Origin of the sequence: Pseudomonas sp. P105 (genome assembly GCF_032614175.1) — a bacterium.
GTDB lineage: Bacteria > Pseudomonadota > Gammaproteobacteria > Pseudomonadales > Pseudomonadaceae > Aquipseudomonas > Aquipseudomonas rhizophila.
Genome location: NZ_CP126693.1, coordinates 1,039,011 through 1,064,961, shown reverse-complemented (window position 1 = coordinate 1,064,961; position 25,951 = coordinate 1,039,011). Strand labels below are relative to the sequence as shown.

General features: G+C 61.6%; 23 protein-coding genes, 1 pseudogene and 1 riboswitch. Of the genes and pseudogenes, 10 read left to right on the top strand and 14 right to left on the bottom strand.

Going from position 1 to position 25,951, the window contains the following annotated elements; genetic code table 11:
• Positions 1 to 18 precede the first annotated feature (18 nt).
• The 5 genes from QOM08_RS04650 to QOM08_RS04630 form a co-directional block, all read right to left on the bottom strand.
• Entirely contained in the window at positions 19 to 2,748 is a 2,730-nt protein-coding gene (locus tag QOM08_RS04650) for a LuxR C-terminal-related transcriptional regulator (protein WP_316912623.1), read from the bottom strand.
• A gap of 326 nt (positions 2,749 to 3,074) precedes the next feature.
• Complete coding sequence (locus tag QOM08_RS04645; RefSeq protein ID WP_188252264.1) at positions 3,075 to 4,439, bottom strand: DUF1329 domain-containing protein; 1,365 nt, start codon at positions 4,437 to 4,439, stop codon at positions 3,075 to 3,077.
• Between the two features lie 25 nt (positions 4,440 to 4,464).
• Positions 4,465 to 6,330, bottom strand: coding sequence for a DUF1302 domain-containing protein (locus QOM08_RS04640; RefSeq protein ID WP_316912622.1), 1,866 nt, complete (start codon positions 6,328 to 6,330; stop codon positions 4,465 to 4,467).
• A gap of 335 nt (positions 6,331 to 6,665) precedes the next feature.
• Positions 6,666 to 8,348 (bottom strand): fatty acid--CoA ligase, encoded by a 1,683-nt coding sequence (locus tag QOM08_RS04635; RefSeq protein ID WP_139051132.1) that lies wholly within the window; start codon positions 8,346 to 8,348, stop codon positions 6,666 to 6,668.
• A 153-nt stretch (positions 8,349 to 8,501) separates the two neighbouring features.
• The gene (locus tag QOM08_RS04630) at positions 8,502 to 9,131 is read right to left on the bottom strand and encodes a LysE family translocator (RefSeq protein ID WP_076386279.1); all 630 of its coding nucleotides are present in this window, start codon (positions 9,129 to 9,131) and stop codon (positions 8,502 to 8,504) included.
• A 140-nt stretch (positions 9,132 to 9,271) separates the two neighbouring features.
• Here QOM08_RS04630 and QOM08_RS04625 point away from each other — a divergent pair, with 140 nt between their 5' ends.
• The 3 genes from QOM08_RS04625 to QOM08_RS04615 all read left to right on the top strand — a co-directional run bounded on the left by QOM08_RS04625 (position 9,272) and on the right by QOM08_RS04615 (position 12,116).
• Positions 9,272 to 10,237, top strand: coding sequence for a 2-hydroxyacid dehydrogenase (locus QOM08_RS04625; protein ID WP_316912621.1), 966 nt, complete (start codon positions 9,272 to 9,274; stop codon positions 10,235 to 10,237).
• Between the two features lie 33 nt (positions 10,238 to 10,270).
• On the top strand, positions 10,271 to 11,269 hold the full coding sequence (locus QOM08_RS04620; RefSeq protein WP_139051135.1) for a class I SAM-dependent methyltransferase: 999 nt from the start codon (positions 10,271 to 10,273) through the stop codon (positions 11,267 to 11,269).
• Between the two features lie 51 nt (positions 11,270 to 11,320).
• Positions 11,321 to 11,441, top strand: a riboswitch (yybP-ykoY riboswitch).
• Positions 11,442 to 11,531: 90 nt separating this feature from the next.
• The gene (locus QOM08_RS04615) at positions 11,532 to 12,116 is read left to right on the top strand and encodes a TMEM165/GDT1 family protein (protein WP_047229427.1); all 585 of its coding nucleotides are present in this window, start codon (positions 11,532 to 11,534) and stop codon (positions 12,114 to 12,116) included.
• Between the two features lie 195 nt (positions 12,117 to 12,311).
• Here the strand turns inward: QOM08_RS04615 and QOM08_RS04610 are convergent, their stop codons facing one another.
• A complete protein-coding gene (locus QOM08_RS04610; RefSeq protein ID WP_047229426.1) occupies positions 12,312 to 13,127 on the bottom strand; it encodes a M48 family metallopeptidase in 816 nt (271 codons plus the stop codon).
• A gap of 217 nt (positions 13,128 to 13,344) precedes the next feature.
• On the opposite strand from QOM08_RS04610, the pseudogene QOM08_RS29025 reads away from it, so the two are divergent.
• Both QOM08_RS29025 and QOM08_RS29020 read left to right on the top strand, forming a co-directional pair.
• Positions 13,345 to 14,625, top strand: a pseudogene (locus QOM08_RS29025) (HAMP domain-containing protein); the annotation flags it as partial.
• A 15-nt stretch (positions 14,626 to 14,640) separates the two neighbouring features.
• Entirely contained in the window at positions 14,641 to 15,483 is an 843-nt protein-coding gene (locus tag QOM08_RS29020) for a methyl-accepting chemotaxis protein (protein ID WP_371517060.1), read from the top strand.
• Positions 15,484 to 15,596: 113 nt separating this feature from the next.
• Here QOM08_RS29020 and QOM08_RS04600 read toward each other — a convergent pair whose 3' ends face one another.
• Genes QOM08_RS04600 through QOM08_RS04590 form a run of 3 tightly spaced genes read right to left on the bottom strand, consistent with a single transcriptional unit; the run spans position 15,597 to position 16,711 of the window.
• Positions 15,597 to 16,220 (bottom strand): SOS response-associated peptidase, encoded by a 624-nt coding sequence (locus QOM08_RS04600; protein ID WP_316912620.1) that lies wholly within the window; start codon positions 16,218 to 16,220, stop codon positions 15,597 to 15,599.
• 35 nt (positions 16,221 to 16,255) lie between these two features.
• On the bottom strand, positions 16,256 to 16,516 hold the full coding sequence (locus tag QOM08_RS04595) for a putative signal transducing protein (protein WP_014340166.1): 261 nt from the start codon (positions 16,514 to 16,516) through the stop codon (positions 16,256 to 16,258).
• Between the two features lie 12 nt (positions 16,517 to 16,528).
• On the bottom strand, positions 16,529 to 16,711 hold the full coding sequence (locus QOM08_RS04590) for a CPXCG motif-containing cysteine-rich protein (RefSeq protein ID WP_047229423.1): 183 nt from the start codon (positions 16,709 to 16,711) through the stop codon (positions 16,529 to 16,531).
• Between the two features lie 139 nt (positions 16,712 to 16,850).
• Here QOM08_RS04590 and QOM08_RS04585 point away from each other — a divergent pair, with 139 nt between their 5' ends.
• Positions 16,851 to 18,017 carry a 1-acyl-sn-glycerol-3-phosphate acyltransferase gene (locus QOM08_RS04585; RefSeq protein WP_316912619.1) on the top strand — a complete coding sequence of 389 codons (1,167 nt, stop codon included), beginning with the start codon at positions 16,851 to 16,853 and terminating at the stop codon, positions 18,015 to 18,017.
• A 99-nt stretch (positions 18,018 to 18,116) separates the two neighbouring features.
• Here QOM08_RS04585 and QOM08_RS04580 read toward each other — a convergent pair whose 3' ends face one another.
• Positions 18,117 to 18,398: a hypothetical protein gene (locus QOM08_RS04580; RefSeq protein WP_316912618.1), complete on the bottom strand. Its 282-nt coding sequence runs from the start codon at positions 18,396 to 18,398 to the stop codon at positions 18,117 to 18,119.
• Between the two features lie 361 nt (positions 18,399 to 18,759).
• On the opposite strand from QOM08_RS04580, the gene QOM08_RS04575 reads away from it, so the two are divergent.
• Entirely contained in the window at positions 18,760 to 18,966 is a 207-nt protein-coding gene (locus QOM08_RS04575; protein ID WP_047229420.1) for a hypothetical protein, read from the top strand.
• Between the two features lie 129 nt (positions 18,967 to 19,095).
• Here the strand turns inward: QOM08_RS04575 and QOM08_RS04570 are convergent, their stop codons facing one another.
• Positions 19,096 to 19,680, bottom strand: a complete 585-nt coding sequence (locus QOM08_RS04570; protein WP_047229419.1) for a YajG family lipoprotein — start codon at positions 19,678 to 19,680, stop codon at positions 19,096 to 19,098.
• A 205-nt stretch (positions 19,681 to 19,885) separates the two neighbouring features.
• Between QOM08_RS04570 and QOM08_RS04565 the strand changes: the two genes are divergently transcribed.
• Together QOM08_RS04565 and mqo are read left to right on the top strand one after the other, a co-directional pair.
• Positions 19,886 to 20,119: a hypothetical protein gene (locus QOM08_RS04565; RefSeq protein ID WP_092402475.1), complete on the top strand. Its 234-nt coding sequence runs from the start codon at positions 19,886 to 19,888 to the stop codon at positions 20,117 to 20,119.
• A 737-nt stretch (positions 20,120 to 20,856) separates the two neighbouring features.
• Entirely contained in the window at positions 20,857 to 22,365 is a 1,509-nt protein-coding gene (mqo, locus tag QOM08_RS04560) for a malate dehydrogenase (quinone) (protein WP_047229417.1), read from the top strand.
• A gap of 117 nt (positions 22,366 to 22,482) precedes the next feature.
• On the opposite strand, the gene QOM08_RS04555 is transcribed toward mqo, so the two are convergent.
• Together QOM08_RS04555 and QOM08_RS04550 are read right to left on the bottom strand one after the other, a co-directional pair.
• A complete protein-coding gene (locus QOM08_RS04555) occupies positions 22,483 to 22,770 on the bottom strand; it encodes a PA4642 family protein (protein ID WP_047229416.1) in 288 nt (95 codons plus the stop codon).
• Between the two features lie 63 nt (positions 22,771 to 22,833).
• Positions 22,834 to 23,319, bottom strand: coding sequence for a hypothetical protein (locus tag QOM08_RS04550; protein ID WP_092402479.1), 486 nt, complete (start codon positions 23,317 to 23,319; stop codon positions 22,834 to 22,836).
• A gap of 287 nt (positions 23,320 to 23,606) precedes the next feature.
• On the opposite strand from QOM08_RS04550, the gene dauA reads away from it, so the two are divergent.
• A complete protein-coding gene (dauA, locus tag QOM08_RS04545; RefSeq protein WP_047229414.1) occupies positions 23,607 to 25,346 on the top strand; it encodes a C4-dicarboxylic acid transporter DauA in 1,740 nt (579 codons plus the stop codon).
• Positions 25,347 to 25,474: 128 nt separating this feature from the next.
• Here dauA and QOM08_RS04540 read toward each other — a convergent pair whose 3' ends face one another.
• On the bottom strand, positions 25,475 to 25,948 hold the full coding sequence (locus QOM08_RS04540; protein WP_139051138.1) for a WbuC family cupin fold metalloprotein: 474 nt from the start codon (positions 25,946 to 25,948) through the stop codon (positions 25,475 to 25,477).
• Between the last annotated feature and the right edge of the window lie 3 nt (positions 25,949 to 25,951).

The following is a 25,951-nucleotide window of genomic DNA, read 5'->3' as shown; positions in this document are numbered from 1 at the left end:
TGGCACAAGTAACCAGTCCTAGCCCAACAACCCCAGCACCTTCGCCCGCGCCACGGCCTGGGTGCGGCGCTCCACGCCGAGTTTGCTGTTGATGTGGCTGGCGTGGGTCTTGACCGTGTGCAGTGAGATGAACAACTGCTCGCTGATTTCCTGGTTCGAACAGCCTTGGGCAATCAATTGCAGCACCGCCCGCTCGCGGCTGCTGAGGGTTTCGACGGGGGCCGGTGAATCAGCAGCCACCGTCGACGGCAAGCGCTCAAGCAGGTTCTGGCGCAAGGGGCTGGGGGGGGCGCGCAACAATTGCTCGCGCAGCCACTCCCGATGTTCGCCCAGCAACCATTCGAACGGCTGCAGCACACCGCCAGCGGCGGCTTCGAGGGCTTGGGCCAGGGTACTGCGGGCTTCGGGTTCGCGGCCGACGCTCAGCAGCAAGGCGACCTTCTGGTTGAGCGCCATCACACTGAGCATCTGCCGGCCGGTTTGCTGGCCGTGTTCAAGCAAGGCATTGAGCCGTCCTTCGGCCAACATGGGCTGGCCGCGGATGGACTCCAGCACCGCCTGTTGCAGTTCGACGTGCAGCGGCAGTTGCGGGTGGAATTCCGGCGGCGCGGCGGCCCGCTCACCGGTGTAGGTCTGCCCCAGCCGCGCCAGCCAGGCTTCGGCCAGGTCCGTACGCCCCTGGGCCAGCCAGAGTTCGCATTTGACCAGGGTGATCATCGCCAGGTAATAAATCGGCGGAACGTCCCAGATATGCATCAGGCGCTCGGCTTCGGCCAGTTCGGCAAAGGCCCGGGCGAATTCACGAGCGTGGCCTTCAACCCGCGCGATCACGCAGTGGCCGATCAACACGCTGATGTCGCGGCACGCCCGCGCTTCGGTAAGACCGGCCTGCAACCGCGCCAAGCCGGCCTGGGGCTGCATGCGCAAGGTCAGCAGGAACCCCTCGTACAGAATCAATCGCGCCCGCACGGCATACAGCCGTTGCGGCGAGAGTGCGTGCAGGCGTTGCAGGCCCTGGCGCACTTCATCGAGCGCCCGCAGGATCTCCCCTCGCGCTTGCAACACCCGGGCGCGGTCGTAATGGGCCAGGGCCTCGAACAACGGGTTACCGACGCGCTGCGCCAGCTCCAGGGAGTCACGGTTCAAGGCCCGGGCGCGCCACAGGTCACCGTCGGCAATCGCCAGGTTCGACAGCGTGGACAGGCACATCAGACGTTGGCCATAGCGCTTTTGCGGCAGGCTCTCCAGGGCTTCGGTGCAGTAACGCACAGTGGCCTCGCGATCCCCACGGCCACGGGCAATGATCCCGCTCAGGGCCAGCCATTGGGCAAGCATGGATTTTTGCGCAGTGGCCGAAGGCGCCGGCAGGAACCGGCTCAGGTGGGCGGCCAGTTCTTCAGCGGCGTCCAACTGGCAGGCCAGCCCCAGCGCCCAGCTGTACAGCACGATCAAGCGCGGTGTGCTGATGAGCAGGCTGTCGGGCAAGTCCATTTTCCAGCGCAGCAACATGCCGACGTTCTGCTCGGCCAGCAATTGCTCCTCCGAGAGGTTCTGCACCAGGTTCGCCGCCACATCCAGGTGCCCGGCCCGCAGCGCCTGCTCCACGGCCTCGTCGATCAAGCCCTGGGCATTGAACCAGCGGCAGGCCCGCAGGTGCAGGGTCGCAGCCGGCACCATGGCCGGCGCACTGGGACGGCTGCGCAGCAAATCGGAAAACAGATGGTGGTAACGGTACCAGTGGCCATGCTCGTCCAGCGGCACCAGGAACACCTGGTGCGCCGCCAGATACTCCAGGATTTCGGCGCTGTCATGGGCTTCGCGCACGGCATCACACAGTTCGCTGCAGAAACGTTCCTGGGACGCGGTGTCGTAGAGAAACGCCTGCACTTCGGCGGGCAGACAGTCGATGACTTCCTCAAGCAGGTAATCGCGAATCAGCCCTTCGCCGCCATGCAGAGCCTGGGGCATGCGGCCCTCAGTCCCGGCCTCGGAAGCGGCCAGCAACCAGAAACGCAGCCCGGCCACCCAGCCTTCGCTGCGCTGGATCAGGCTCTCCAGGGCTTCCCCGCGCAACGAACTGCTGTGGTGCTGCAGCAGGGTCAGGGCTTCTTCATGGGTCAGGCGCAAGTCCTGTTCGTTCAGTTCGAGCAATTGGCGTGACAGACGCAGGCGCGCCAGATGCCAGTCCGGGCGCTGCCGACTGGTGACCAGCACCAGCAAACCTTCGGGCAGGTGATTAAGGAAAAATTGCAGGCAACGGTCCAGCACCGGGCTTTGGGCCAGGTGGTAGTCGTCGAGCACCAGCAGCAAGGGTGTATCCGGCGACAGATGCGCGGACAGTTCATCCAGCAGGCCGTCGAGCCATTCTTCGAAGGCGAAAGGTTGGTGGCGCTGGCGCATTTTCAGCAGCCCCAACGCCCGACCTCCCAACTGCGGGAAGAACGCCTGGAGCCCTTCGAGCAGCCGCTCCAGAAAGCGTCCCGGGTCGTTGTCCCGGGCACTGAGCCCCAGCCAGAGGCTTTGCCAGTGGGCCGGCAAGCTCTGGCAGAACTCCACCGCCAGTGAGCTTTTGCCGAACCCCGCCGGGGCGCTCACCAACAGCAACCGACCTCCAAGCCCCGCACTCAAGCGCTCGCACAACCGCGGCCGCACGACATGGCCGTCAGGCAAGGGCGGGCGGTAGAAGCGCCCGTCCTGGACCGCGACGGCGGTGCGGGCAGAACCCGGGAGTGAAGACAGATCAGTCATGGCCGGCTCTTGTTGAAATGCGGGTGGCGGCGTTGCAGATGTCCGCAGACTAGCGGTAAACGAGGAGGTATTGAAGGGAGTTGCTACAAATGGCTACAAAAAGGCTACAAGCCGACCGATTCGAAAAACTCAGGCAGCCACCGCTCTTGTGGCGAGGGAGTTTTGATCATTCCCACGCAGGAGCGAGGGAATGCTAGAGCTTTTTGGGGCGGCTTCGCAGCCCAGCGGGGATAAATCCCCTCGCCACAGGGGTTTTGTGCTGGGCAAAAAAACGCCCCGAACCAGTCGGGGCGTTTTTTCGAGGATGCGGCCTCGGGTGAAGCTGTTTAGCGGATACCCTCCTGGCGCAATGCGTTGGGAGTGAACTCGGCGGTGCTGGCGGTGAAGCCGAAGTCGTAGGCCGATTTCTCTTCGTTCTTCATGCCCAGCGCCAGATAGCGGCCGGACTGCAGGTCGTAGAGGGTTTCCAGGGCGTACCACGGCACTTGCTTGTCGTAGTAGTTCTCGGCATGGGCCTCGGCAACGCGCCACAGTTGGCCACGACCGTCGTAATGGTCGATCACCGCGGCTTGCCAGGTGTCTTCGTCGATGTAGAAGTCACGCTTGGCGTAGATGTGGCGTTGGCCTTCTTTCAGGGTCGCGGTCACATGCCAGACCCGACGCAGCTCGTAGCGAGCCAGGTCCTGGTTGATATGGCCGGCCTTGATGATGTCGGCGTACTTGAGCTGAGGCGAATCGATCTTGTAGCTGTTGGAGGCAATGTACAGTTCTTTCTTGCCCACCAGCTTCCAGTCGTAGCGATCCGGCGCACCGTTGTACATGTCCAGGTTGTCGGAGGTACGCAGGCCGTCGGCAGCGGTGCCCGGGCCGTCATAGGAGACCTGTGGCGCACGGCGCACACGGCGCTGGCCGGCGTTGTAGACCCACGCAGAGCGCGGTTCCTTCACCTGGTCGAGGGTTTCGTGCACCAGCAGTACACCACCGGCCAGACGCGCCGGCGCGGTGACTTGCTGCTTGAAGTAGAACAGGATGTTGCCAGGGTTGGCCGGATCGAAATCCTTCATCTTGTCGCGGAACACGAACTGGTCCCTGAAGTACACCAGGCTGTAGGAGCCGTTGGGCTGCGGCGTGGCCTGGGTCACCAGGCGGGTCACGCTGCCGCCGCGATAGCGGGTGATGTGGTTCCAGATCACTTCCACACCGCTCTGGGGAATCGGGAACGGCACAGCCGTCTCGAAGTTCTCCAGACCGTTACCGCCGGACACCAGCTTGGTATTCACCGCGTTTTTCTTGATGGAGGCAAACACATCATCCGGCACGGTGGCGCCGCGATGGGATGGGTAGACCGGCATCTTGAAAGATTCCGGGTAACGCTTGAACATTGCGTACTGGCCCGGCGCGAGCTTGTCCTTGTACTGGTCGACGTTCTGCGCGGTGATGGTGAACAGCGGCTTTTCACTGGCGTACGGGTCGGAAAGGAAACCCTTGCTGTCTACGCTGCCGGCGTTCTTGGCCATGGGTTTCCAGGCCGGGATCGAACCGTCGGCATTGCCGGCCATTTCGGCGCCCATCGGCGTCAGGCTTTTGCCCAGTTTGTCGGCTTCGGCGGCAGGCACCGCCGCCATGACGCTGGCGGCCAGCAGGGATAGCCCCAAAACACCGACCTGCAACAGACTCTTTGTTATTTTCATAGTGTGTCGTCCTGAAATACTGTGCTTAGAAGGTCACGCCGACGCTGAGCGCCAGGAAATCGCGATCGTCCACGGTGCTGAAGTCGCCACCAAAGAAGTTGGTGTAGGCCAGGCTCGCGTTGTAGGTGTTCTGGTACTCGGCATCCAGTCCGAGGCTGACGGCTTTGCGGCCTTCTTCAAAGTTGGCGCCCGGGCCTGGCGAGTAGCCTTTGACGTCATGGGACCAGGCCACGTTGGGCTTGAGGTTCACGCCGGCGAACACATCCGGATACTCCCAGATGGCGCGGGCACGGTAGCCCCAGGAAGTGGAGGTGGTGAAGCCGTCGTTGTTGCAGTTGCTGTTCACATCGGCACTGGTCTGGCCACCACCGGCCGCAGTCGAGCCATTGAGCACGTTACAGAAACCGTTGGGCAGTTCTCCCGGGCCAAACACCGGGTCACGGCCATAACGAGCGTCGGATTTGCTTTCCAGGCCGCCCACGTAGGTCACGCCGACTTCGCCCACCAGGGTCAGACGGCTGGCGCCCATGACCTGATCCAGGAAGTGGGTGAATGTGGTCTGGAACTGAGTGATTTCCTTACGATTATAGCCATGCAGGTCCTGACCCGGCGAGCCAGGGAGGATCGAAGCATTGCCAAGACCGGGAAGTGGCGTCACACCGGCGAAAAGAATGTCCGTGGTGCTCAGTTGCACCGGGGCGTTCGGACGATAGCTCAGTTCACCGCTCCACGCCGTACCGGTAGGCAAGGTGGTGGAGAAACTCAAACCGTAGAGACGGATATCTTCAGGGTACTCGATGAAATAGTTCGAGTTACCCGCCACCAGCAGAGGCGACAGCGCGGCGAACGCAGGCGGCAGTCCTGCTGCCAGGTCAAAAACGGACTGTGGAGCACCGGTGGCACTGAAAATCGGCGCACGGCTGTGGTAGTTCATGAAGTAGGCACCAAACTCGGTGTCCAGCGGCTCGAACATGTACTTGAACGATACGCCCCACTGGCCACTGTCGCGAGCATCACGATCCGGACCGCGACGCACCAGCACGCCTTCTTCGTTGACGTTGACGCCAAGCGCCTCCGCTGGGCCCAGGGCGGCGGCCGGGAGCGTAGAGCGTTTGTTCAGCACTCGCAGGTTGTCGGTGCAACCATCGGCAACCACGTCCGGCTGCGAGAAGAACGTACCGCAGTTGTCCACCACGGTCTGGTCCCACTCCAACTGGTAGAACGCCTCGGCCGACAGGTTGTCGGTCAGGCTCTGGGACACATAGAACATGTTGACCGGAATCAGGCCTTCCTTGATCTCGGCACCAGGACGACGGAACGCCGACACGTCGACCGGGTTGATCGAGTTGATCCCGCCCTGGATGAAGGTGCTTTCACCCCAGCTGACCACCTGTTTACCCAGGCGGACCGAGCCAGGCTGATCGCCAATGGCGTAGTTGTGGTAGATGAAGGCATCGAGGATCTGCCCGCCGGACGACTTGGCGCCTTCCTTGCGGTTGCTGTCGCTGATGTCCTTGTACAGGCGATGTTCGTCCTTGAGTTCGAAGTCGTACCAGTACTTGCCGCGCACAAACACGCCGGTATCGCCGTACTTGAGTTCCAGGTCGTGGATACCCTTGAAGATCTTCGAAAAGGTTTCCCCACGCTTGAAGTTCAGGTGACCGTCGTCGGAGGTCTGGGACAGGCCCTTGCCGCCGTTGTTGACGCCGATCAGGTCCCTGTTGGCCTTGGCCGTGGACCAGCTTGCGCCGACCGACAGGGACGAGTCGAACTGGCCCTCGATTTCACCGATGTTGAAACTGACGCCGAATGCTGGCCCGGCGAGCGAAGAGGCGAGACTGACCGCCAGAGGCAGTTTTGCCCGGCGCCAGAACGTGTTTGCTGAGGTCATCGACGCTACTCCATGTGCTTTTATTTTTATGGCAGTCAGTATTTTCCAAGAACACTTTCAACGGCTGGAAATGGCAACGTTCCACCCCGTTCAAAGTCGCATCGCCCGTTTAGTGCGTGCGCCCCGTTCTTGAAAATCCTTAAACGGACTATAGCCAGCAGGTAGTACGGCTTGATCCCTCTAAAGTGTGATTTGCAGCCCGCGACCACTCTGGAACAGTCCTTTCGCCAGGCCGACAGATGTCGGCACGGCAAGGATGGCTGAAATTTTCGGTTTGACAAGGCAAGCGCTTGCTTGGTGGGGCTGCCGTGCCCTTTTGGACACGGCAAAAACGTTTAAAGCGTCGACAGGAAGGTGCTGTTATTGCTCTGCCATTCGGTGACGTCGATGCGGATACGCTTCTTGTCGAGCTTGCCGACGCTGGTCTTGGGAATTTCCGTAACAAGGGCGATCTGGCTCGGGATCGCCCACTTGCTCAGGTGCCCCAATTCGACGAACGGCTTGAGATGTTCCTTGAGCTCGCGAGCCCCGATCTGATGCCCTTCGCGGATGACCAGCAAGGCAAATGGGCGCTCGCCCCACTGCGGATCGGGAATACCCACCACTGCTACTTCGCGTACCGCGACGTGACGGCTGATGAGGTCTTCCAGGTCCAGGGACGAGATCCATTCACCGCCAGTCTTGATCACGTCCTTGATGCGGTCGCGAATATCGATCACGCCCATGCTGTCCAGCGTGGCGACATCGCCGGTGTGCAGCCAGCCGCCGGCCCAGAGCTCGGCGCCCTTCTGCGGCTCGTTGAAATAACCCTCGGTGAGCCACGGTGCGCGCAGCACCAGCTCGCCCTGGGTCTCGCCGTCAGCGGGCAGGAAATGCCCCTCGGCGTCGACAATCGCCGCTTCCACCAATGGCCCTGGTACGCCGGCCTTGATCCGGTAGGTGATGCGTTCGTCTTCGCTGCCGGCCATCAATTCGTCGTTGAGGTGGGCGCAGGACACCAGCGGGCCGGTTTCCGACATGCCATAGGCGGCGGTGAGCTGGATGCCCCTGGCCTTGGCCGCTTCATACAGGCTGCGGTTCAGCGCGCTGCCGCCGATGACGATTTTCCAGCCAGCGAAATCGGTGTCCTGGGCGCCCTTGGCATTGAGGACCATTTGCAGGATGGTCGGCACGCAGTGGGAAAAGGTGACTTTCTCCTTGCGCCACAACTGGACCAGGAATTCGGGGTCATAACGACCGGGGTAGACCTGCTTGAGCCCGAGCATGGTCGCCACGTACGGCAGGCCCCAGGCATGGACATGGAACATCGGCGTAATCGGCATGTACACGTCGTTGGTACCCAGCAACCGCACACTGTCAATGGCGCCCATGATGGTCGACACGCCCATGGTGTGCAGCACCAGTTGCCGATGGGTGAAATACACGCCCTTGGGGTTGCCGGTGGTGCCGGTGGTATAGAACGTGGTGGCGACCGAGTTTTCGTCGAAGTCCTGGAAATCGTAGGCGGGGCTGGCAGCGGCGAGCAGTTGTTCGTATTCGCCCACCAGGTTCGGCAGGTCGGCGGTTTTTTCAGGCAGGTCGGTCAGCAGGAGGGTTTTTTCTACGGTTGTCAGGTGTCCGGCAATCGCCTGGTACAAACCGACGAACTCGCTGTTGACCAGCACGAAGCGGTCTTCAGCGTGATTCATGGTGTAGAGGATCTGTTCCGGTGACAGGCGCACGTTGATGGTGTGGATCACCGCGCCGATCATCGGGATCGCAAACATGCACTCCAGATAACGATGGCTGTCCCAGTCCATCACCGCCACGGTATCCCCGGCCTTGACCCCGGCCTCGGTCAGCACATTGGCCAGCCGCGCGACGCGTTCGATCAGGGTCGGATAGCTGTAGCGAAACTGGTCGCGGTAAATGATCTCGCGGGTTTTCTCGTAACGCGCACCGGACATCAGCAGCCGCTTGATCAGCAGCGGGTATTGATAAGCGCCTTCGGCTGGAGGAATAACGCGAGTCTGCAACATAAGAGTCCCTTTTCTGACTGCACGGTCTTGGCTGGAAGTAAGCACTGTAGAGCGCCGGTACGCGGATCAAATCAGCCAAAGGAATGATTTGATCCGCCCGCAAATACTAGCCTTGAGCCATATACCGTCACCTGCAGTCAGGAGTCGGGGCGATCAACGCATCTCGGTAAACGCCAATTTGACGCCAATGGCAACGAGTACCGCGCCCATGGTCCGGTCGAACCAGTGGCCCATGCGGGCAAACCCGGCGCGCACTCGCTGTTGGCTGAACAGCATGGCCACCAGACAGAACCACACTGCCGTCGCCGCCGCCAGGTACACGCCGTAACCGGCCTGGATTGCCAGGGGGGTATGAGGGTTGATGACCACGGTGAACAGCGACAGGAAAAACAGCGTCGCCTTGGGATTCAGGCCGTTGGTGACGAAGCCCGAGGTGAACGCGCCACGGGCGGTACGTTGGCCGGCCTCTTTGTGCAGGTTGTCCGCCGTCGGCTTGACCGGTTGCGCCCGCAACGCCTTGAAGCCGATGTACAGCAGGTAGGCGGCGGCGGCCCATTTCAGCGCGTTGAACAGTACGATCGATTGCGACACGATCAGGCCAATGCCCAGCAGCGAATACCCCACATGCAGGAAAATCGCCGTGCCCACGCCCAGCGCTGTCCAGGTTCCGGCGCGGCGACCATGGGTCACGCTCTCGCGCACCACCACGGCAAAATCCGGCCCGGGGCTGGCCACGGCCAACAGGTGGATCAGGGCGACGGTGAGGAATTCGGTGAGGTACATGGGGACTCCTTGGCTAGCTCAATCTCAAGACAAACATCAACTGTGAGTGAGGGGCTGTGTGGGAGCAAAGCTTGCTCCCACACACATCTGATAGGCTCGCCACATTACGCCTTCGATTCCTGCGATAAAAGGTACAGCTGATGACGAACAACGGCCGCGCAGTTTTCCTCGACCACCCTTCCCTGGACCTCGGCGATCTGGACCTGGGACCACTGCGCAACTGCTTCAGTGAACTGCAACTGTTCGCCCGCACGAGCCGGGATGAAGTGAGCGAGCGGCTCAAGGGCGCCACGGTGGCGATCACCAACAAGGTCGTGATCGATGCGAACGCCATGGCCGCCAACCCCGAGCTGAAGCTGATCCTGATCAGCGCCACCGGCACCAATAACGTCGACCTGGACGCCGCTCGCCAACACGGCATAACAGTGTGCAACTGTCAGGGCTACGGCACGCCGTCGGTGGCCCAGCACACGATCATGCTGCTCTTGAATCTGGCGACGCGCCTGGGTGATTACCAAAAAGCAGTCGGCGCAGGTCGGTGGCAGCAGGCTTCGCAGTTTTGCCTGCTGGACTATCCCATTGTCGAACTGGAAGGCAAAACCCTCGGGCTGTTGGGTCATGGTGAACTGGGCAGCGCCGTCGGACGACTGGCCGAGGCCTTTGGCATGCGCGTGCTGTTGGGGCAGATCCCCGGACGCCCTGCCCGCCCCGACCGCTTGCCTCTGGATCAACTGTTGCCGCAGATCGATGCCCTGACCTTGCACTGTCCTCTCAACGAACACACGCGCAACTTCATCGGCGCCCGGCAACTGGCGCAGCTCAAACCCGGCGCCTTTGTGCTCAACACCGCCCGCGGCGGCCTGATCGACGAACAGGCCCTGGCCGATGCCTTGCGCGGCGGCCATTTGGGCGGCGCGGCCACCGATGTACTGAGCGTGGAGCCACCGACCCAGGGCAATCCGCTGCTGGCCGCCGACATTCCGCGGTTGATCGTCACGCCCCATAACGCCTGGGGCAGCCGCGAGGCGCGGCAACGGATCGTTAGCCAACTGACGGAAAACGCCTTGGGTTTTTTCAGCGGTACAGCGCTGCGAGTCGTCAGTTGATAAACTGCCGCACTTTTTTTCAAGGAGCAGACCATGGATCCGCGCAGTGAAGTACTGCTTCGTCAGGCCGAGTTATTTCAGGGTTCGGTCCTGCTGGCCGGCCTGCCCGCCGATGATCTGCTCGGCCGCTTGCCCCAAGCCCATGGCTGGTGCTGGCACGCCGGTGATCAGGCCGCGCTGGATGCCCGTTTCCCCGAGCGCAGCCACTTTGGCGTGAACGTGCCGGCCCGTGAGTTCGAGACCGCCGTGGTGTTCCTGCCCAAGGCCAAGGACCTGACCGACTACATCCTCAACGCCGTGGCCTCGCGCCTGGCCGGTCGCGAGGTGTATCTGGTGGGGGAAAAGCGCAGCGGCATCGAAGGCGCGTCCAAGCAGCTCAATGCCTTCGGCAAGCCGCGCAAGCTCGACAGCGCGCGCCATTGTCAGCTATGGCAGGTCACCGTGGCCGACGTCCCCGAGGCCAAGCCTTTGGAAAGCCTCGCCCAGACCTACGAGCTGCCCCTGGCCGAAGGCGCACTGAAGGTCATCAGCCTGCCGGGGGTGTTCAGCCACGGTCGCCTGGATCGCGGCAGTGCGCTCTTGTTGGAACACCTGGATAAACTGCCCAGCGGCCACCTGCTGGACTTCGGTTGTGGCGCCGGGGTGCTGGGGGCAGTGGTCAAGCGTCGCTATCCGCACAACACCGTCACGCTGCTGGACGTGGATGCGTTCGCTGCCGCCAGCAGCCGCCTGACCCTGGCCGCCAATGGTCTGGAGGCCGAGGTGCTGACCGGCGACGGTATCGACGCCGCGCCCATGGGATTAAGTGCGATTCTGAGCAACCCGCCGTTCCATGTCGGCGTGCACACCGACTATCACGCCACGGAAAATCTGCTGCGAAAAGCAGCGAAACATCTGAAAAACGGCGGCGAACTGCGCTTGGTGGCGAACAGTTTCCTCAAGTATCAGCCGTTGATCGAAGAGCATCTGGGCGTGTGCGCGATCAAGGCCGAAGGCCAGGGTTTTCGCATCTATCGGGCCAAGCGCGGCTGAAGCAAATTTAAGAAACAGCACTTGCCCAATCGGATTTGCCTAGGCAGAATCCGCTCCGTCCTAGGGGAGTAGTCTCCCGCGAGCGCCATGCTCGCCCGGCATACGTCAACATACTTGGTCAGCAGACCATGGCGTATGCGGCCCAAGCGTCCACGCAGATGGTCGCTGGGTTTGACAAGACCTATGACACGCACACCTTACCCGGGGCGGGAAGGCTGTACGTGTCATAGCCGTGTCGACCCGCCCCTCTAGGAATCACCTGATGCTGGACTCTTTCCTCGTACCTACCGCTATCGTTGCGCTGGCCGAAATCGGCGACAAGACGCAACTGCTCGCGCTTATTCTCGCGGCTCGCTTTCGCAAACCCTGGCCCATCATTGCCGGCATCGTTGCCGCGACCTTGGCCAACCATGCGGCAGCCGGCGCGGTGGGAGCCTGGGTCGGTAGTATTTTCTCGGACGCGGTCCTGCACTGGATCCTGGCGGTGAGCTTTGCCGCCACGGCGCTGTGGACGTTGGTGCCGGACAAACTGGACGATGACGAAGCCAGTACGGCCCGCAAGTTCGGGCCTTTCCTGACGACGCTGATCGCGTTCTTCCTGGCGGAAATCGGCGACAAGACCCAGATCGCCACAGTGATGCTCGCCGCGCAGTACCCGGAATTGTGGCTGGTGATCATCGGCACCACCGTGGGCATGCTGATTGCCAACGTGCCGGTGGTCCTGGCGGGCAATTTCGCCGCCGAGAAGCTGCCCCTGACACTGATCCGCCGTCTGGCCGCCTCGGCGTTCTTGGTCCTGGCGATCGTGGCGGTGTACAAGGCGATGCAGAGCAGTGGGTGGGTTTGATCGGGTAGGTGAGTAATACCGCGTTATCGTTCATCGCGAGCAGGCTCGCTCCCACACTGGCTGCGGGTGTTCACAAGAATATCGAACACGGCCAATCTCTTGTGGAAGCGAGCCTGCTCGCGATAAACGATGACGCGGTCTGATTGAAGTCTGCGTCGCCTCTGTCGCGAGCAAGCTTTGCTCCCACAACGATGGTTACTTTCTGGCCTGCTGATACAGCGGCATCACCTTCGGAATCGCCGCCTGCAGCGACGCGATCCGGCTGCTGGAGGACGGGTGGGTGCTCATGAACTCCGGCGGCGCACCTTCCGAAGCCTTGGCCATCTTGTTCCACAACGTGATCGCGGCATTCGGGTCGTAGCCGGCGCGAGCGGCCAGTTCCAGGCCGATCAGGTCGGCTTCGTTCTCATTGCCGCGACTGTTGGGCAGGGTCATGCCGTAGTTGGCCACGGTATCGGCCAGTGCCAGGCTGTCCTGGCCCAGACCGAACAATGCACCGGCGCCCTGCTTGGCCATTTCGATGCCGTAGGCCTTGGACATCGCTTCGCGGCCGTGCTCGCGCAAGGCGTGAGCGATTTCGTGGCCGATGATCGCGGCGATTTCATCGTCAGTGAGCTTGAGCTTGTTGATCAAGCCGGTATAGAAAATGATTTTGCCGCCGGGGCCGCAACTGGCGTTGAGCTCATCGCTCTTGATCAGGTTCACTTCCCAGTTCCATTGCGCCGAATCCGGGCGGAACACAGGTGCCTGAGCGATCAGCCGACTGGAGATGGCCTGGACGCGCTTGGCATCGCTACTCGTCTTGTCCAATACACCCTTGGCGCTCGCTTCGCCCATGGTCTTTTGGTAGGACTGGGCATACATCTGATTGACCTGGTCGGTGGACAGCATGCTGAACATGTATTGCTTGCGCTCCACGCCCACGGCTCCGCCGCTGGTAGTGTTGACCGACTGGCAACCGGCAAGCAGCAAGCCCACACTCAGTGCACTCACCATCAATATCTTGTTCATGTAAGAAGCTCCCTGGAAACGTGGGCGTATCCTAGGCGCTGATTTGTATCGGCGCCAGATACATAGCGTGGGATTACAGTTTTTTCAGACAGACCCTACTCCAGTCCATTTACGACACCCACAAAGCCAAAACAGTCATCCGACGAACAGCGCCTCATGCTGGGCCAAAGAATCGCCGATACAGGCTTCAGACGTCATTCCCGCGTCCGGAGCCTTTATGAAATTCAAATCGATCCAGTTTTCCGTGGCCGCTCTGGCCGGCGCCATCATCCTCAGTGTGGTCGGTGCCCTGGTGCTGTACGCGCTGTTTGCCGGCGCCCGCACCCAGGACATGGTGCAACAGCGGACCAAGGCGCAGTTCGAGCATCTGATCGAACAACGCCTCGACGCGCTCGCCCGCACCCAGGCCAGCCTGATCCAGCGAGAACTGGAGGCACCGCTGTTGCTTGCCCGGGGCCTGGCGACCACCAATGCCTTGATGGGCATGAACGGCCCGGACGGCAACGCGCAATTGAAGGTGCCCCGCGAGCAGATGATCAGCCTGCTGCGCGAAACCGTGGTGCGCAACCCGAAGATTCTCGGCGCCTACATCGCCTGGGAACCGAACGCCATTGACCACGACGACGCCAATTACGTGAACAGCCCGGTGCTGGGCATGGAAGCCGACGGGCGCTTCCTGCCGTGGTGGTTTCGCAACCAGGACGGCACCCTGGGCCTGGAAAAGCTCGCCGATGTGACGGACCAGAAACTGCTGTCCACCGGTATTCGCGCCAGTGAGTACTACCTGTGCTCCCGGGACAGCAAGAAAGCCTGCGTGATCGACCCGGCGCCTTATCGCGTTGGCAACACCATGACCATGCTCGCCTCGTTCATCGAGCCGATCATGGTCGATGGCAAGTTCCAGGGCATCGTCGGCGCCGACCTGTCGGTGAACTTCATCCAGGACATGCTCGTCGCTGCCGACCGCGAGCTGTATGAGGGCGCCGGGGAAATGGCGTTGCTCTCCAGCAACAACCGCTTGGTGGCCTTCACGAAGGACCCGTCCAAACTGGGAGAAAAGGCCAGCGACCTGCTGGACGCCAATGAACTGGACAACCTGTCCAAGCTCAGCGTCGGCCAGGTACGTTACGACGTCGATGAAGCCCATGGGCATATCGAGGTGTACATGCCGTTCGGCATCGGTGAAACCCAAGCCCGTTGGACGCTGATGCTGCAACTGCCACTGGATGCGGTGATGGCCGAACTGCAAGCGTTGCAAAAAGACCTGGATGCGCAACGCCAGACCGACATCTTCGGCATGGCCATGGTGGGCCTGGTGATTGCCGGCATCGGCCTGCTGGTGATCTGGCTGGTGGCCCACGGCATCGCCCGTCCCCTCAAGCAAATGGTGGCGATGCTCGATGACATCGCCCAGGGCGAAGGCGACCTGACCCGTCGCCTGGTGAGCGACCGCGCGGATGAACTGGGTGCGATCGCCAAGGGCTTCAATACCTTCCTGAGCAAGTTGCAAGGGATGATCACCCAGGTCGTCACCTCGGTGCAGAGCGTCAGCGATTCCTCGGAGCACACTGCCGACATCGCCATCCGCACCAACCAGGGCGTGCACAAACAAATGGTGGAGATCGATCAGGTCGCCACCGCCGTGCACGAGATGACCGCCACCGCCCAGGACGTGGCCCGCAACGCGACCCAGGCCGCCCAAGCCGCTGGTCACGCAGACCAGGCTGCCAGCCAGGGCATGCAGATCGTGCGGGACACTTCCACCTCCATCGGCGCCCTGGCCGTGGAAATCGGCAAGGCCGTTGGCGTGGTGCAGGCTCTGGCCAAGGACAGCGAGAACATCAACGCGATTCTCACCGCCATCCGCGGGATCGCCGAACAGACCAACCTGCTGGCCCTCAACGCGGCCATCGAAGCAGCTCGCGCCGGTGAACAGGGGCGTGGATTTGCGGTGGTGGCCGATGAGGTGCGCAACCTGGCGCAGAAAACGCAGCAGGCCACTGAAGAAATCCAGACGATGATCCAACAGTTGCAACAAGGCACCCGGGATGTGGTGCGGGTGATGGAAGACAGCCAGCACCGCACCGATGAAAGCGTGCAACACGCAGCGAAAGCGGCCCAGGCCCTGGAGACCATCACCCAGGCGGTATCGGTGATCAACGACATGAACACCCAGATCGCCAGCGCCGCCGAGGAACAAAGCGCGGTGGCCGATGACATCAACCGTAACGTGATCAACATCGGGCAAGTGGCAAATGAAGTGGCGGGCGGCGCGGACGAATCCAGCGCGGCCAGTGCGGATCTGACCAAACTGGCGGAGCAGCAGCGGCGGTTGATCAATCAGTTCAAGGTTTGATCCTAGGGCCCCATCGCGAGCAGGCTCGCTCCCACAAAGGGTTGGTGGCGAACACTATCTCTAAGGTGGGAGCGAGCCTGCTCGCGATGGGGCCAGCACAGGCGCCTCAACACTCAAGCCGGAGTCAGGCACTCCGGCCCGTTGAGCTTCGGATCATTGACCATGTTGGCCAGTACCCGCTCGCGCAGTGCCGCCGGCTCACTGGCCAGCAAGCCTTGCAATACATGCAAGGGCGTCTCGGGATCGAGCCACAGGCGCTGGCCCTCTTCATCCAGGATCAACGGCCGACGCTGCCCTGCCGCCGCCTGGGTGACGACTGCGGTGCTCAGCCACACCTGTTCCTGCACGGGATAGGCTTCCCAGATCGCGGCGAAAAACAACGAAGAGCCCTCACCCGGCGTCAACCAGTAAGGGCGTTTGCGCGTGCCACCGCGCCATTCATAGAAGCCGTTGGCCGGCAGCAGGCAACGGCGCAGGCGCAGGGCCTCACGAAACATCGGCTGCTCGGCCACGGTTTCGGCCCGGGCGTGGGCCGGGGTACGGGACAGGTCGGTCAGCCAGGGCGGCGTGAGGCCCCAGCGGGCCCGGGCCAGTTCGCGCTGCCCCTCAGCGCCGGCGCGCAGCATCAGCACCGAATCGTTGGGCGAAATATTCCACTGGGCCTTCTGGTCGGCAGGGAAGCCGGGCAAGGCCGCAAAGGCGGGGTTCCAGCGAAACAGGGCATAACGTCCACACATGGGGCAACACGACTCTTGATCAAACGGTCGCCAGCCTAACAGACCAATGTGCCGGGGTAACTGTCCGGCTCATCGCCGGGCAATGGCAGCGCGGCATTGTAGGCGGCGATCAGCTCCCGGGCGTATTGCGCCTGGTCGTCCTCCACCGCCAGTCCCAGCAGGCCATACATCGGCAACTCGCCGGCGCCGCCCACCAGGTCACGGCCCACCAGGTGGGCGGTGATGCCTTCGCTGGCGAGCATGCCCTGGAGCAGTTCGCCTTCCATCAGGTTTTCCAGCTCGTAGATTCGCTGCATGGACGTCCCCCATCATTCGTTTTCACTGAAGACTTCCAGATGCCATTCCTCATCGTGGACCTGCAGGACAAATGTTATCGGTCGGCAACAGACCTGACAGTCCTCGATATAGGTCTGATCACCGCCGGACAGGTCCACCAGCGTTTCCACTTCCTCACCACAATACGGACATTCATACGGAGCGGTTTCCAGCATCGCGGTCTCCCAGGTGACTTGTGCGTATAATCGCCGGTCTATTTGCAGGGCTATTTTTGTCTGGCGGATCTTCCAGGCCGTGCCCTGTCGGTTTTTCGATCGAACCTTTACTTACCCTAGCCGTTTCCTACAAGAGAGCATGATGGGCGAATTCGATGCCATCCGACCTTACGACGACAGCGAAGTCCCAGCGGTGCTGGCACGGCTGCTCGGCGACAAGGCGTTTCTAGATATCCTCACCCACTTCCGCTTCCCACGCCTGGCCGGGGCTTTCGGCTGGATGCTCAAGCCTCTTATAGCGCAAAGGTTGCGTCGTGAGTTCGCCGGCGTGACATCGGTCGCCACTTTGCAGGACAAAGTGGAGTTCTATGTCGACCACACGATCGAGCGTGCCACCGATGGCGTGACCTACACCGGGGTGGAGCAATTCAAATCCGGTAGCGCGTACCTGTTCATCGCCAACCACCGCGACATCGTGATGGACCCGGCCTTCGTCAACTACGCCGTGTACCACGCCGGCTTGCCGACGCCACGCATCGCCATCGGCGACAACCTGCTGCAGAAGCCCTTTGTCAGCGATCTGATGCGTCTGAACAAAAGCTTCATCGTGCACCGCTCCATCACCGGACGGCGGGAAAAAATGGCCGCGTACCAGTTGCTCTCGGCCTATATCAATCACTCGATCCGCAACGACTGCGCCTCGATCTGGATTGCCCAGGCCGAGGGTCGGGCCAAGGACGGTGACGACCGCACCGAATCGGCGATCCTCAAGATGTTCCACATGAGCCGCAAGGACGAACCCTTCGGCGAGGTCATCCAGTCGCTGAACCTCACGCCGGTGTCCATCAGCTACGAATACGACCCGTGCGACCAGGCCAAGGCCCGCGAGCTGTACATCCGCGCCACCACCGGCACCTACACCAAGGCCCCGGGCGAAGACGACGTGAGCATCGCCAAGGGCATTACCGGCTACAAGGGTCGGGTCCATGTGAACTTCGCCGCGCCGATCACCGAGCTGTTCGAGGACACCAAGCAACTGGCCCAGGAAATGGACCGGCAGATTCTCGGCGGCTACCGCCTGTTCCCGGTGCATTACCTGGCTTACGCCCAATGGGCCGACGCCGACCCGCAGTTGCAGGTTCCGACAGCGGCCGAGGTGTTTGGCGCCGACGAACTGGCCAAGGCCCAGGAAGAATGGCAACGCCGGCTGGACGCTTGTCCGGCGGAGCACCGCCCATTCCTGGTGCTGCAATACGCGACACCGGTGCGTAATCAGTACCGGGTCAAGGCGGGATTGGCGCTTTAAGCGGCACCTGTCAAAAAGATCGCAGCCTTCGCCAGCGCCTACATGAATCGATTGTTCATCTTGTAGGCGCTGGCGAAGGCTGCGATCTTTTTTTATCCATCAGAACTGGGTGCTGACCCACGACACCAGCAGTGCCAGGCCCAGGCAGGCAAAGCCGAAACGGTAGAAAAACCGGTTCATGCGCTGGGTCGCCAGGTCCAGCAAGGCTTCGAATCGCTCGTCACCGTCGTTTTTGCGCGCCTCAAGGCAGGCCCGCGCCCGTTGTTCACGGCGGCGCGTGGCATGCAGCACCCAACCGCCCGGGCAGGCAAACAACAATGCGAGCAGGTTGATCAGTTTGGCGGGGTGAGCAGCGAACAACGAAAACAAATGCAGCGACATCACAAACCTCAAGCAATAAACGGACAGGACGCGCCCGGGACCTACGAACGGCGTGAATTCTACCGAAAGCGCCCTCGCCTACTGCACTTTTTCCGACCAATAACGATCCCCTTGCCCTGCATGCCATATTCCTTTGTGGCGAGGGAGCTTGCTCCCGCTGGGGTGCGAAGCGCCCCCAATGAAGCTGAGGCAATCAACCTGAGACACCGCAGCGACAAGTTTGGGGCTGCTGTGCAGCCCAGCGGGAGCAAGCTCCCTCGCCACAGGATCCGTCAGCAAGCCCTGGGTTAATTTTTCACGTCACGGTTTCGTCATCTGAATAGGCCACCCTGTCGCCCTTCAAACCTGCCCGGAACCCACCATGCTCCACGCCGAAAACCAGGATCGTCTCTATCTCATCAGCCCGAGCGACGAACAACAGAACCTCGTCGGCAGCCTGTCCTTCAACGTACAGGATCGGCATTGGCTGGTGTATTGCGCCCTTGGCGGCCATCAACACGCCGACCTTCCGGAGACCGATCTGCTAACTGGGATCAGCGTGCTGGAGCTGTATTCCCAGGCTGCATGAAGGTTTCTTGCTTGCAAAAAAACTGTGGGAGCGAGCCTGCTCGCGATAGCGGAGTGTCAGTCACCTCAATGTTGACTGATCCGCCATCGCGAGCAGGCTCGCTCCCACAGGGGTTACGGAACGTCCTACTTACTCAGCCAGCACCTGACCAATGGTCGGGTCCTTGAACAGGCGTGTCAGGGCGTCGCTCAACACGTCGCTGACCAGCTTGGTGTTGGTGTCCTGGTTGGGCGCCATGCCGAAGCGCTGGTCCAGCGAGGCACCATAACGACCGCTGTAACGACGATTGGCGTTCTGCACCTCGGAGCGGAAGGTCGCGCCGATGGTGGCTTCGGTCACATACATACCTTCCTTGGGCGACTGGTACTTCAACTCGGCCAGGGTGACGGTCAGTTGCGGTGCATTCATCGCGTTGGCGGTAGGGGTGAAGCCCAGCAAACGTACCGCCGCTTCGGCCTGGGCCTGCAGCTTGGGCAGAATCTGCGCGCCCTGCACCGTGATCACACTGGTTTCCGGGTACAGCCCGCCGCGGGTGCCGAGGGTCGGCGACGGACGACCGTCCACCACCCGTACCACCACCGGCTGGCCGCGGCCCACGGGCGCCAGCTGGGCGTTGAGCTTGGGCTCCGGGTTAAGTTGTTGCGGGCTGTGGGCGCAGCCGACGAGGGCCAGACTGGTCACAGCGATCAAACCGAACAACAGGCGTTGCAACATGCTCTTCTCTCCAGAATCGGGCACAAACAGGCCCGCAGTATAGCGGTGCGCCATGGCGGTGAACTAGCGCTGCACGATGAATACTCAAATGTCTGACACCCCATGGGAAAACCGGTTCGTGTCATGCCATTGTCATGATCCTTACACCAGCATGTCATGGCCTCCTGTCAGCCTTGGCACAAGCTCCCCGACACGGTGTCCGACCATGCGTTTTCTCATTTCCCTGTTCACCCCGCGCCCACAGCACCGCTGCTTCGCCCTGCTGGACCGCAACGGCCGTTGCCAGGCATTCAAGCAATGCAGCCTGCAGCCCATGGGTGAAGGCTGGGTGGAAATCGAAGAGATTCGCTTGAACTGGCTGCACCAGCCATTACCCGCCAGCGCCCGCGTGCAAACCCTTGGCGCTCGCCCACGCAACCGTCAACTGTTGGCCGTCTGACCGGATGGCTAATAAAAGTCATTAAACACGACCATTTCCCTGCGTTTCTTCGATACAATCTGCCCCCGATTATAAGGACGTCTCCTGATCGGGCCTCGCAACACCGCTAATGCGCTGGTATTGGCACCCCGCACCGCCCACAGAGAGCCGCCCACACAGATCGAGTGAAGCTGGCGCGCTTGCTGTTTTTCAAGCAAATCACCACTTTTCGCGAATCTGCAGAGCTGTCATTACGCTCGGTCACTGAGCTGTCTGCCCGTTTTGCCTGTCATGTATTACATGGGGGCAAACCAAACCGGGCGCGGTGCCAGGCTGGGACAGCCCTTTTTTGAGGTTCACGTCTTCAAAAGAGCGTGAAAAAACGGGTTTTCACAACTTCACGAGAGTGTGGCGAGCAAATGAATAGTTTTGCGTCTGAACAAGCACCATTAGCGTCTGAAACAGCCCAACGACACAGGACCGCCTATCGCTCAAGAACCGGCGCCTGAAGCCTGTCCGCTACGGATTTGGTTGCACGAACGGATGTCTCGGCCATAAGTCGAATTGCCTGCCCGGCGCTTAAATGAGTTCATGGGACTCTGAGGCCAGGCTGCATGCATCCGCAGTAGTTGCGAAAAATTGCGAAGATTCGGACATGGCGATCCTGGCCATGGATACCTGGGGCGCAACTGACCTGCCCCGCCACTCCTGGCCGCCATGCCGACAATTTGGTGCTGCAGATTTTGGAGACGCGTTAAATGGCGCATAACGAAGCAGTCGATGTAGTTCTGGTAGGGGCCGGCATCATGAGTGCCACCCTGGCCGTGCTGCTCAAGGAACTCGACCCCGCGATCTCGCTGGAAGTCGTCGAGTTGATGGATTCCGGTGCCGCGGAGAGTTCCAACCCGTGGAACAACGCCGGCACCGGCCACGCCGGGCTGTGTGAGCTGAACTACACGCCCCAGGCGGCCGATGGCAGTGTCGACATCAAGAAAGCCGTGCACATCAACACCCAGTTCGAGGTGTCGAAGCAGTTCTGGACGTACCTGACCAAAAAAGGCACGTTCGGCTCATCCAAATCCTTCATTGCCCCCGTCCCGCACCTGAGCTTCGTGCAGGGTGAAAAAGGCGTGTCGTTCCTGAAAAAGCGCTTTGAACTGATGCGCCAGCATCACGCCTTCGCTGACATGGAATACACCGAGGACAAGGCCGTGATGGCCGAGTGGATGCCGCTGATGATGCCGGGCCGGCCAGCTGACGAAGTCATCGCCGCCACCCGCGTCATGAACGGCACCGACGTCAACTTCGGCGCCCTGACCAACCAGTTGCTCAAGCACCTGACCAGCGCCCCGGACACCCAGGTCAAGTATTGCAAGCGCGTCACCGGCCTCAAGCGCAACGGCGCGGGCTGGACCGTCAGCATCAAGGACGTCAATTCCGGCAGCAGCCGTGACGTCGATGCCAAGTTTGTCTTCCTGGGCGCCGGTGGGGCGGCATTGCCGCTGCTGCAAGCGTCGGGCATCGAAGAAAGCAAAGGCTTCGGTGGTTTCCCGGTCAGCGGCCAGTGGCTGCGTTGCGACAACCCGGAAGTGGTCAAACATCACCAGGCCAAAGTCTACAGCCAGGCCGCCGTGGGCTCGCCACCGATGTCCGTGCCGCATCTGGACACCCGCGTAGTCGATGGCAAGAAATCCCTGCTGTTCGGGCCATACGCCGGTTTCACCACCAAGTTCCTCAAGCATGGTTCGCTGATGGACCTGCCACTGTCGGTACGTGCCGGCAACATCGGCCCGATGCTGGCCGTGGCCCGGGACAACATGGACCTGACCAAGTACCTGATCAGCGAAGTGATGCAGTCCATGGAGCAGCGCCTGGAATCCCTGCGTCGCTTCTATCCCGAGGCGAAAGCCGAGGACTGGCGCCTGGAAGTGGCCGGCCAACGGGTTCAGATCATCAAGAAAGACCCGAAGAAAGGCGGTGTCCTGCAGTTCGGCACCGAACTGGTGGCGGCCAAGGACGGCACCCTCGCCGCCTTGCTCGGCGCCTCGCCCGGTGCTTCGGTGACCGTCTCGATCATGCTGGACCTGATCGAGCGCTGCTTCCCGGACAAAGCCAAGGGAGAATGGGCGAGCAAACTCGCTGAGATCTTCCCGGCGCGGGAAAAAGTGCTGGAAACCGACGCGGCGCTGTATCGCAAGGTCAATGCGCAGAACAACGTCGCCCTGGAACTGGTTGAAGAAAGCAGCGAGACACCCAGCTTCGCTTGATTCTGCCGGATAAAAAAACGCCCCGTTCTTTCTGAGAACGGGGCGTTTTTTTATGGGAGAAGCTGTCGTGGCGAGGGGGCTTGCTCCCGCTGGCCTGCGAGGCAGGCCGCCAAGTAATCAGCCACGAGCCTTGTTGATCAACTCGATGTATTCCTCGGCATTACGCTGGTCCTGGATCAGCGCCACGAAATCGTTGCCATGCTCATCCTTGCCGTTGAGGTCGTAGCCGGCCTCGACGAAAAACGTCAGAAAACGCTCGAAGTCGTCGACCCGCAGGCCACGGTAGGCCTTGATCAGTTTGTGCAGCGACGGCGAAGTGGCATCGACCGGATCGAAATTGAGGAACAGCTTGATCTGCTCATCGCCAATCTCGTCACCAATCACTTGTTTCTTGTCTTTACGCATTGCCGGGCTCCAGCTCGCACAGTTCACGGGGGCGGGCAGTTTACCCCCGGCAGGCCTCGGGGCTCAACGCGGGCGTACAGCGCCGGTGTGCAGGTCGGCCCAGATATGGCCGTTGGCGTAGCTGAGGAACTGCACGTACACCGTGTCGTTGCGCAGCAGATCGATCACCACTTGATACTGGGCCTGTGGATAAGACAGGGTCAGAGTCTTGCTCGCCTCGTCGAAGGCAGGTTTTTTCAGGCTTTTGCTTTCGCCATCGAAGTTCAGGATCACCTGGTTGAGGGTGGCGCCTTTGTTCAGGGGTTTACCTTTGAGGCGCACCAGCAACGGCGATGTAACCGGTATCGGTTGCTGGTTGGACTGACGCTGATTGCCCAGCACCACCGAATACTCGGTGACCTGGAGCAATTGCTGGTGTTCGGGTTGTTCCTGACGTACCGCCAGATCGTCGGGGGGCAGAAATTGACTGTGCATCGGCGCGCCAACGGCCGCCCACGACAGGCTGGACATCAGCAGCAGAGCGGCGCAGCGGCGGGTCAGTACACTCATGACAGGCTCCAGGGTCTTGGCCCGGCACTCTAGCATGAGCCCATGCGGTAAAAATAACGATCCAGGTCAATACATCCGCGCCACGAGCACGGCATACTCAAAGAGCCATCAGCCCCGGCCTGCCGGTGTATGCCTTTGTGGCGAGGGAGCTTGCTCCCGCTGGGTTGCGCAGCGGCTCCAAGATTTTGCGAGCGCTACGCACTCGAGCGGGAGCAAGCTCCCTCGCCACGGGTTTTGTGTTTGGCAAAGCTCAGGATGTATCCCTTTCTTTCATGCGTGGAGTGCCCATGTCCTTCTCCGCCCCACCGATATTCGCCGCTTGGCGCCAAACCTGGCGCGCCGGTTACACCCTTGAGCGCCTGCGTGGCGATCTGGTGGCCGGGCTGACCGTCGGCATCATTGCCATCCCCTTGGCCATGGCCCTGGCAATCGCCGTGGGCGTGCCGCCGCAGCATGGCTTGTACACGGTGCTGGTAGCCGCCCCCCTGATCGCCCTCACCGGCGGCTCGCGCTTCAACGTGAGCGGGCCGACAGCGGCGTTCGTGGTGATCCTGCTGCCCATTACCCAGCAATACGGCCTGGGCGGCCTGCTGCTGTGCACGATGCTGGCGGGCATGATCCTGATAGCGCTGGGCCTGATGCGGGCCGGGCGGCTGATCCAGTACATTCCTTATCCGGTCGTTCTCGGTTTTACCGCCGGGATCGGCGTGGTCATTGCCACCCTGCAACTCAAAGACCTGTTGGGCCTGACCACTGTCGGCAACGCCGAGCATTACATCGAGCAATTGGGCGCCTTGATCACGGCGCTGCCCAGCGCCCGGCTCGGCGACGGCCTTATCGGCCTCATCTGCCTGGCGGTATTGATTGTCTGGCCGCGCTGGGTGCCGCGTGTTCCGGGACATCTGGTCGCCCTGTTGGTGGGTGCGCTGTTGGGGCTGGCGCTGGAAAGCGGCGGCTGGCAAATCGCGACATTGGGCGAACGTTTCAGCTACGTGGTCGACGGCATCAGTTACCCCGGCATCCCGCCATTTTTGCCAAGTTTCGACTGGCCTTGGAATCTCCCGGACAATCAGGGCCGCTCCTTGGAACTGTCCTACGATCTGATCCGCCAATTGCTCGGGCCTGCCTTTGCCATCGCCATGCTCGGTGCCATTGAGTCGCTGTTGTGCGCGGTGGTGGCCGACGGCATGACCGGCAGTAAACACGACCCCAACGCCGAACTGATCGGCCAGGGCCTGGGCAATCTGGTGGCGCCACTGTTCGGCGGCATCACTGCCACGGCGGCGATTGCCCGCAGCGCCACCAATGTGCGCAGCGGCGCGTTTTCGCCATTGGCCGCAATCATTCACAGCCTCGTGGTGCTGGGGGCAATTGTGCTGCTGGCGCCGTTGTTCAGCTATCTGCCCATGGCAGCGCTGGCGGCGTTGCTGGTGATGGTGGCCTGGAACATGAGCGAAGCCGGACACGTGCTGCACACCTTGCGTATCGCCCCACGCAGTGACGTGCTGGTGCTACTGACCTGCCTGAGCCTGACCGTACTGTTCGACATGGTCCTGGCCGTCGCCGTCGGGCTGCTGCTGGCCGCCGGGCTGTTCATCAAACGCATGAGCGAGCTGACGGACACCGCCGAACTGCCGCGCCATTTCCATCAGGCCCTGCTGGAGATGCCCGAACACGTTCGCTGCTACGCCATTCGCGGACCGCTGTTTTTCGGCGCGGCAGAAAAGGCCCTGGATGTGCTGCGAAAATTCGATCCGGGGATTCGGGTGATGGTGGTGGAAATGAGCGCCGTGCCGATGCTGGACATGACTGCGCTGGCGGCTTTTGAAAGCATCCTCAAGGACTACCGCAAGCAGGGCATCGGCCTGATTCTGGTGGCAACCGCGCCACGGGTACGCCTGAAGTTGCGCCGCGCCGGCATCCATCGCGAGCAGCGCCAACTGGCGTATGTGCAGACCCTGGAGCAGGCACGGGCCAAAAGCGAAAAATGGCTCGCCGGTAGCGCTGCACACTCAAGCCCGGCCTGATTGATCTGTTGCCACGCAGCTTTTTGTGGCGAGGGAGCTTGCTCCCGCTTGGGTGCGTAGCATCCACCTGCAATTGGGGCTGCTGCGCAGCCCAGCGGGAGCAAGCTCCCTCGCCACAGAAGCACCGCTCAGTCGAACTGAGCGCGCATCCAGGCCTGGTACTGCGCCACCCCCGCCTCGCCTTCGCGGGGCGCCCAGGGGGCCAGTTCACCGTCGCCCACCGGGCGGTAAGGCCCGGCCTTGCACTCGAACATCAGGCTGTCGGCTTCCAGCACCACTAAACCGTGGTAAACGCCCGCCGGCAGGTCGACACCGAGGCAATCGCCACCGGCCTGCAGGATACGCTTGTCCACCACCGTCCCGGTTTCATCAAAGATCAACACACCGAGCCGGCCCTTGAGCACCAGCAGGGTTTCAGCCTTGTCAGCGCTCAGGTGGCGATGCGGCGGGATGTAAGTGGACGGCTGTAAGCCAACCGCCATGCGATGGCAAGGCTCGTCCATCCGATGAAAATTGTGGTGTTGGCGCCCGCGAGGACTGGCCGTGGCTTTCTCGGCCAGTTCGTTGAACAGCGCTTGATCCAGAAAGCCCGGCTGGTTCATCGA

Coding starts and splice junctions, on each gene's coding strand:
- QOM08_RS04650 (WP_316912623.1), bottom strand. CDS start 2,748: ATGACTGATCTGTCTTCACTCCCGGGTTCTGCCCGCACCGCCGTCGCG.
- QOM08_RS04645 (WP_188252264.1), bottom strand. CDS start 4,439: ATGAAAATAACAAAGAGTCTGTTGCAGGTCGGTGTTTTGGGGCTATCC.
- QOM08_RS04640 (WP_316912622.1), bottom strand. CDS start 6,330: ATGACCTCAGCAAACACGTTCTGGCGCCGGGCAAAACTGCCTCTGGCG.
- QOM08_RS04635 (WP_139051132.1), bottom strand. CDS start 8,348: ATGTTGCAGACTCGCGTTATTCCTCCAGCCGAAGGCGCTTATCAATAC.
- QOM08_RS04630 (WP_076386279.1), bottom strand. CDS start 9,131: ATGTACCTCACCGAATTCCTCACCGTCGCCCTGATCCACCTGTTGGCC.
- QOM08_RS04625 (WP_316912621.1), top strand. CDS start 9,272: ATGACGAACAACGGCCGCGCAGTTTTCCTCGACCACCCTTCCCTGGAC.
- QOM08_RS04620 (WP_139051135.1), top strand. CDS start 10,271: ATGGATCCGCGCAGTGAAGTACTGCTTCGTCAGGCCGAGTTATTTCAG.
- QOM08_RS04615 (WP_047229427.1), top strand. CDS start 11,532: ATGCTGGACTCTTTCCTCGTACCTACCGCTATCGTTGCGCTGGCCGAA.
- QOM08_RS04610 (WP_047229426.1), bottom strand. CDS start 13,127: ATGAACAAGATATTGATGGTGAGTGCACTGAGTGTGGGCTTGCTGCTT.
- QOM08_RS29020 (WP_371517060.1), top strand. CDS start 14,641: ATGATCACCCAGGTCGTCACCTCGGTGCAGAGCGTCAGCGATTCCTCG.
- QOM08_RS04600 (WP_316912620.1), bottom strand. CDS start 16,220: ATGTGTGGACGTTATGCCCTGTTTCGCTGGAACCCCGCCTTTGCGGCC.
- QOM08_RS04595 (WP_014340166.1), bottom strand. CDS start 16,516: ATGCAGCGAATCTACGAGCTGGAAAACCTGATGGAAGGCGAACTGCTC.
- QOM08_RS04590 (WP_047229423.1), bottom strand. CDS start 16,711: ATGCTGGAAACCGCTCCGTATGAATGTCCGTATTGTGGTGAGGAAGTG.
- QOM08_RS04585 (WP_316912619.1), top strand. CDS start 16,851: ATGATGGGCGAATTCGATGCCATCCGACCTTACGACGACAGCGAAGTC.
- QOM08_RS04580 (WP_316912618.1), bottom strand. CDS start 18,398: ATGTCGCTGCATTTGTTTTCGTTGTTCGCTGCTCACCCCGCCAAACTG.
- QOM08_RS04575 (WP_047229420.1), top strand. CDS start 18,760: ATGCTCCACGCCGAAAACCAGGATCGTCTCTATCTCATCAGCCCGAGC.
- QOM08_RS04570 (WP_047229419.1), bottom strand. CDS start 19,680: ATGTTGCAACGCCTGTTGTTCGGTTTGATCGCTGTGACCAGTCTGGCC.
- QOM08_RS04565 (WP_092402475.1), top strand. CDS start 19,886: ATGCGTTTTCTCATTTCCCTGTTCACCCCGCGCCCACAGCACCGCTGC.
- mqo (WP_047229417.1), top strand. CDS start 20,857: ATGGCGCATAACGAAGCAGTCGATGTAGTTCTGGTAGGGGCCGGCATC.
- QOM08_RS04555 (WP_047229416.1), bottom strand. CDS start 22,770: ATGCGTAAAGACAAGAAACAAGTGATTGGTGACGAGATTGGCGATGAG.
- QOM08_RS04550 (WP_092402479.1), bottom strand. CDS start 23,319: ATGAGTGTACTGACCCGCCGCTGCGCCGCTCTGCTGCTGATGTCCAGC.
- dauA (WP_047229414.1), top strand. CDS start 23,607: ATGTCCTTCTCCGCCCCACCGATATTCGCCGCTTGGCGCCAAACCTGG.
- QOM08_RS04540 (WP_139051138.1), bottom strand. CDS start 25,948: ATGAACCAGCCGGGCTTTCTGGATCAAGCGCTGTTCAACGAACTGGCC.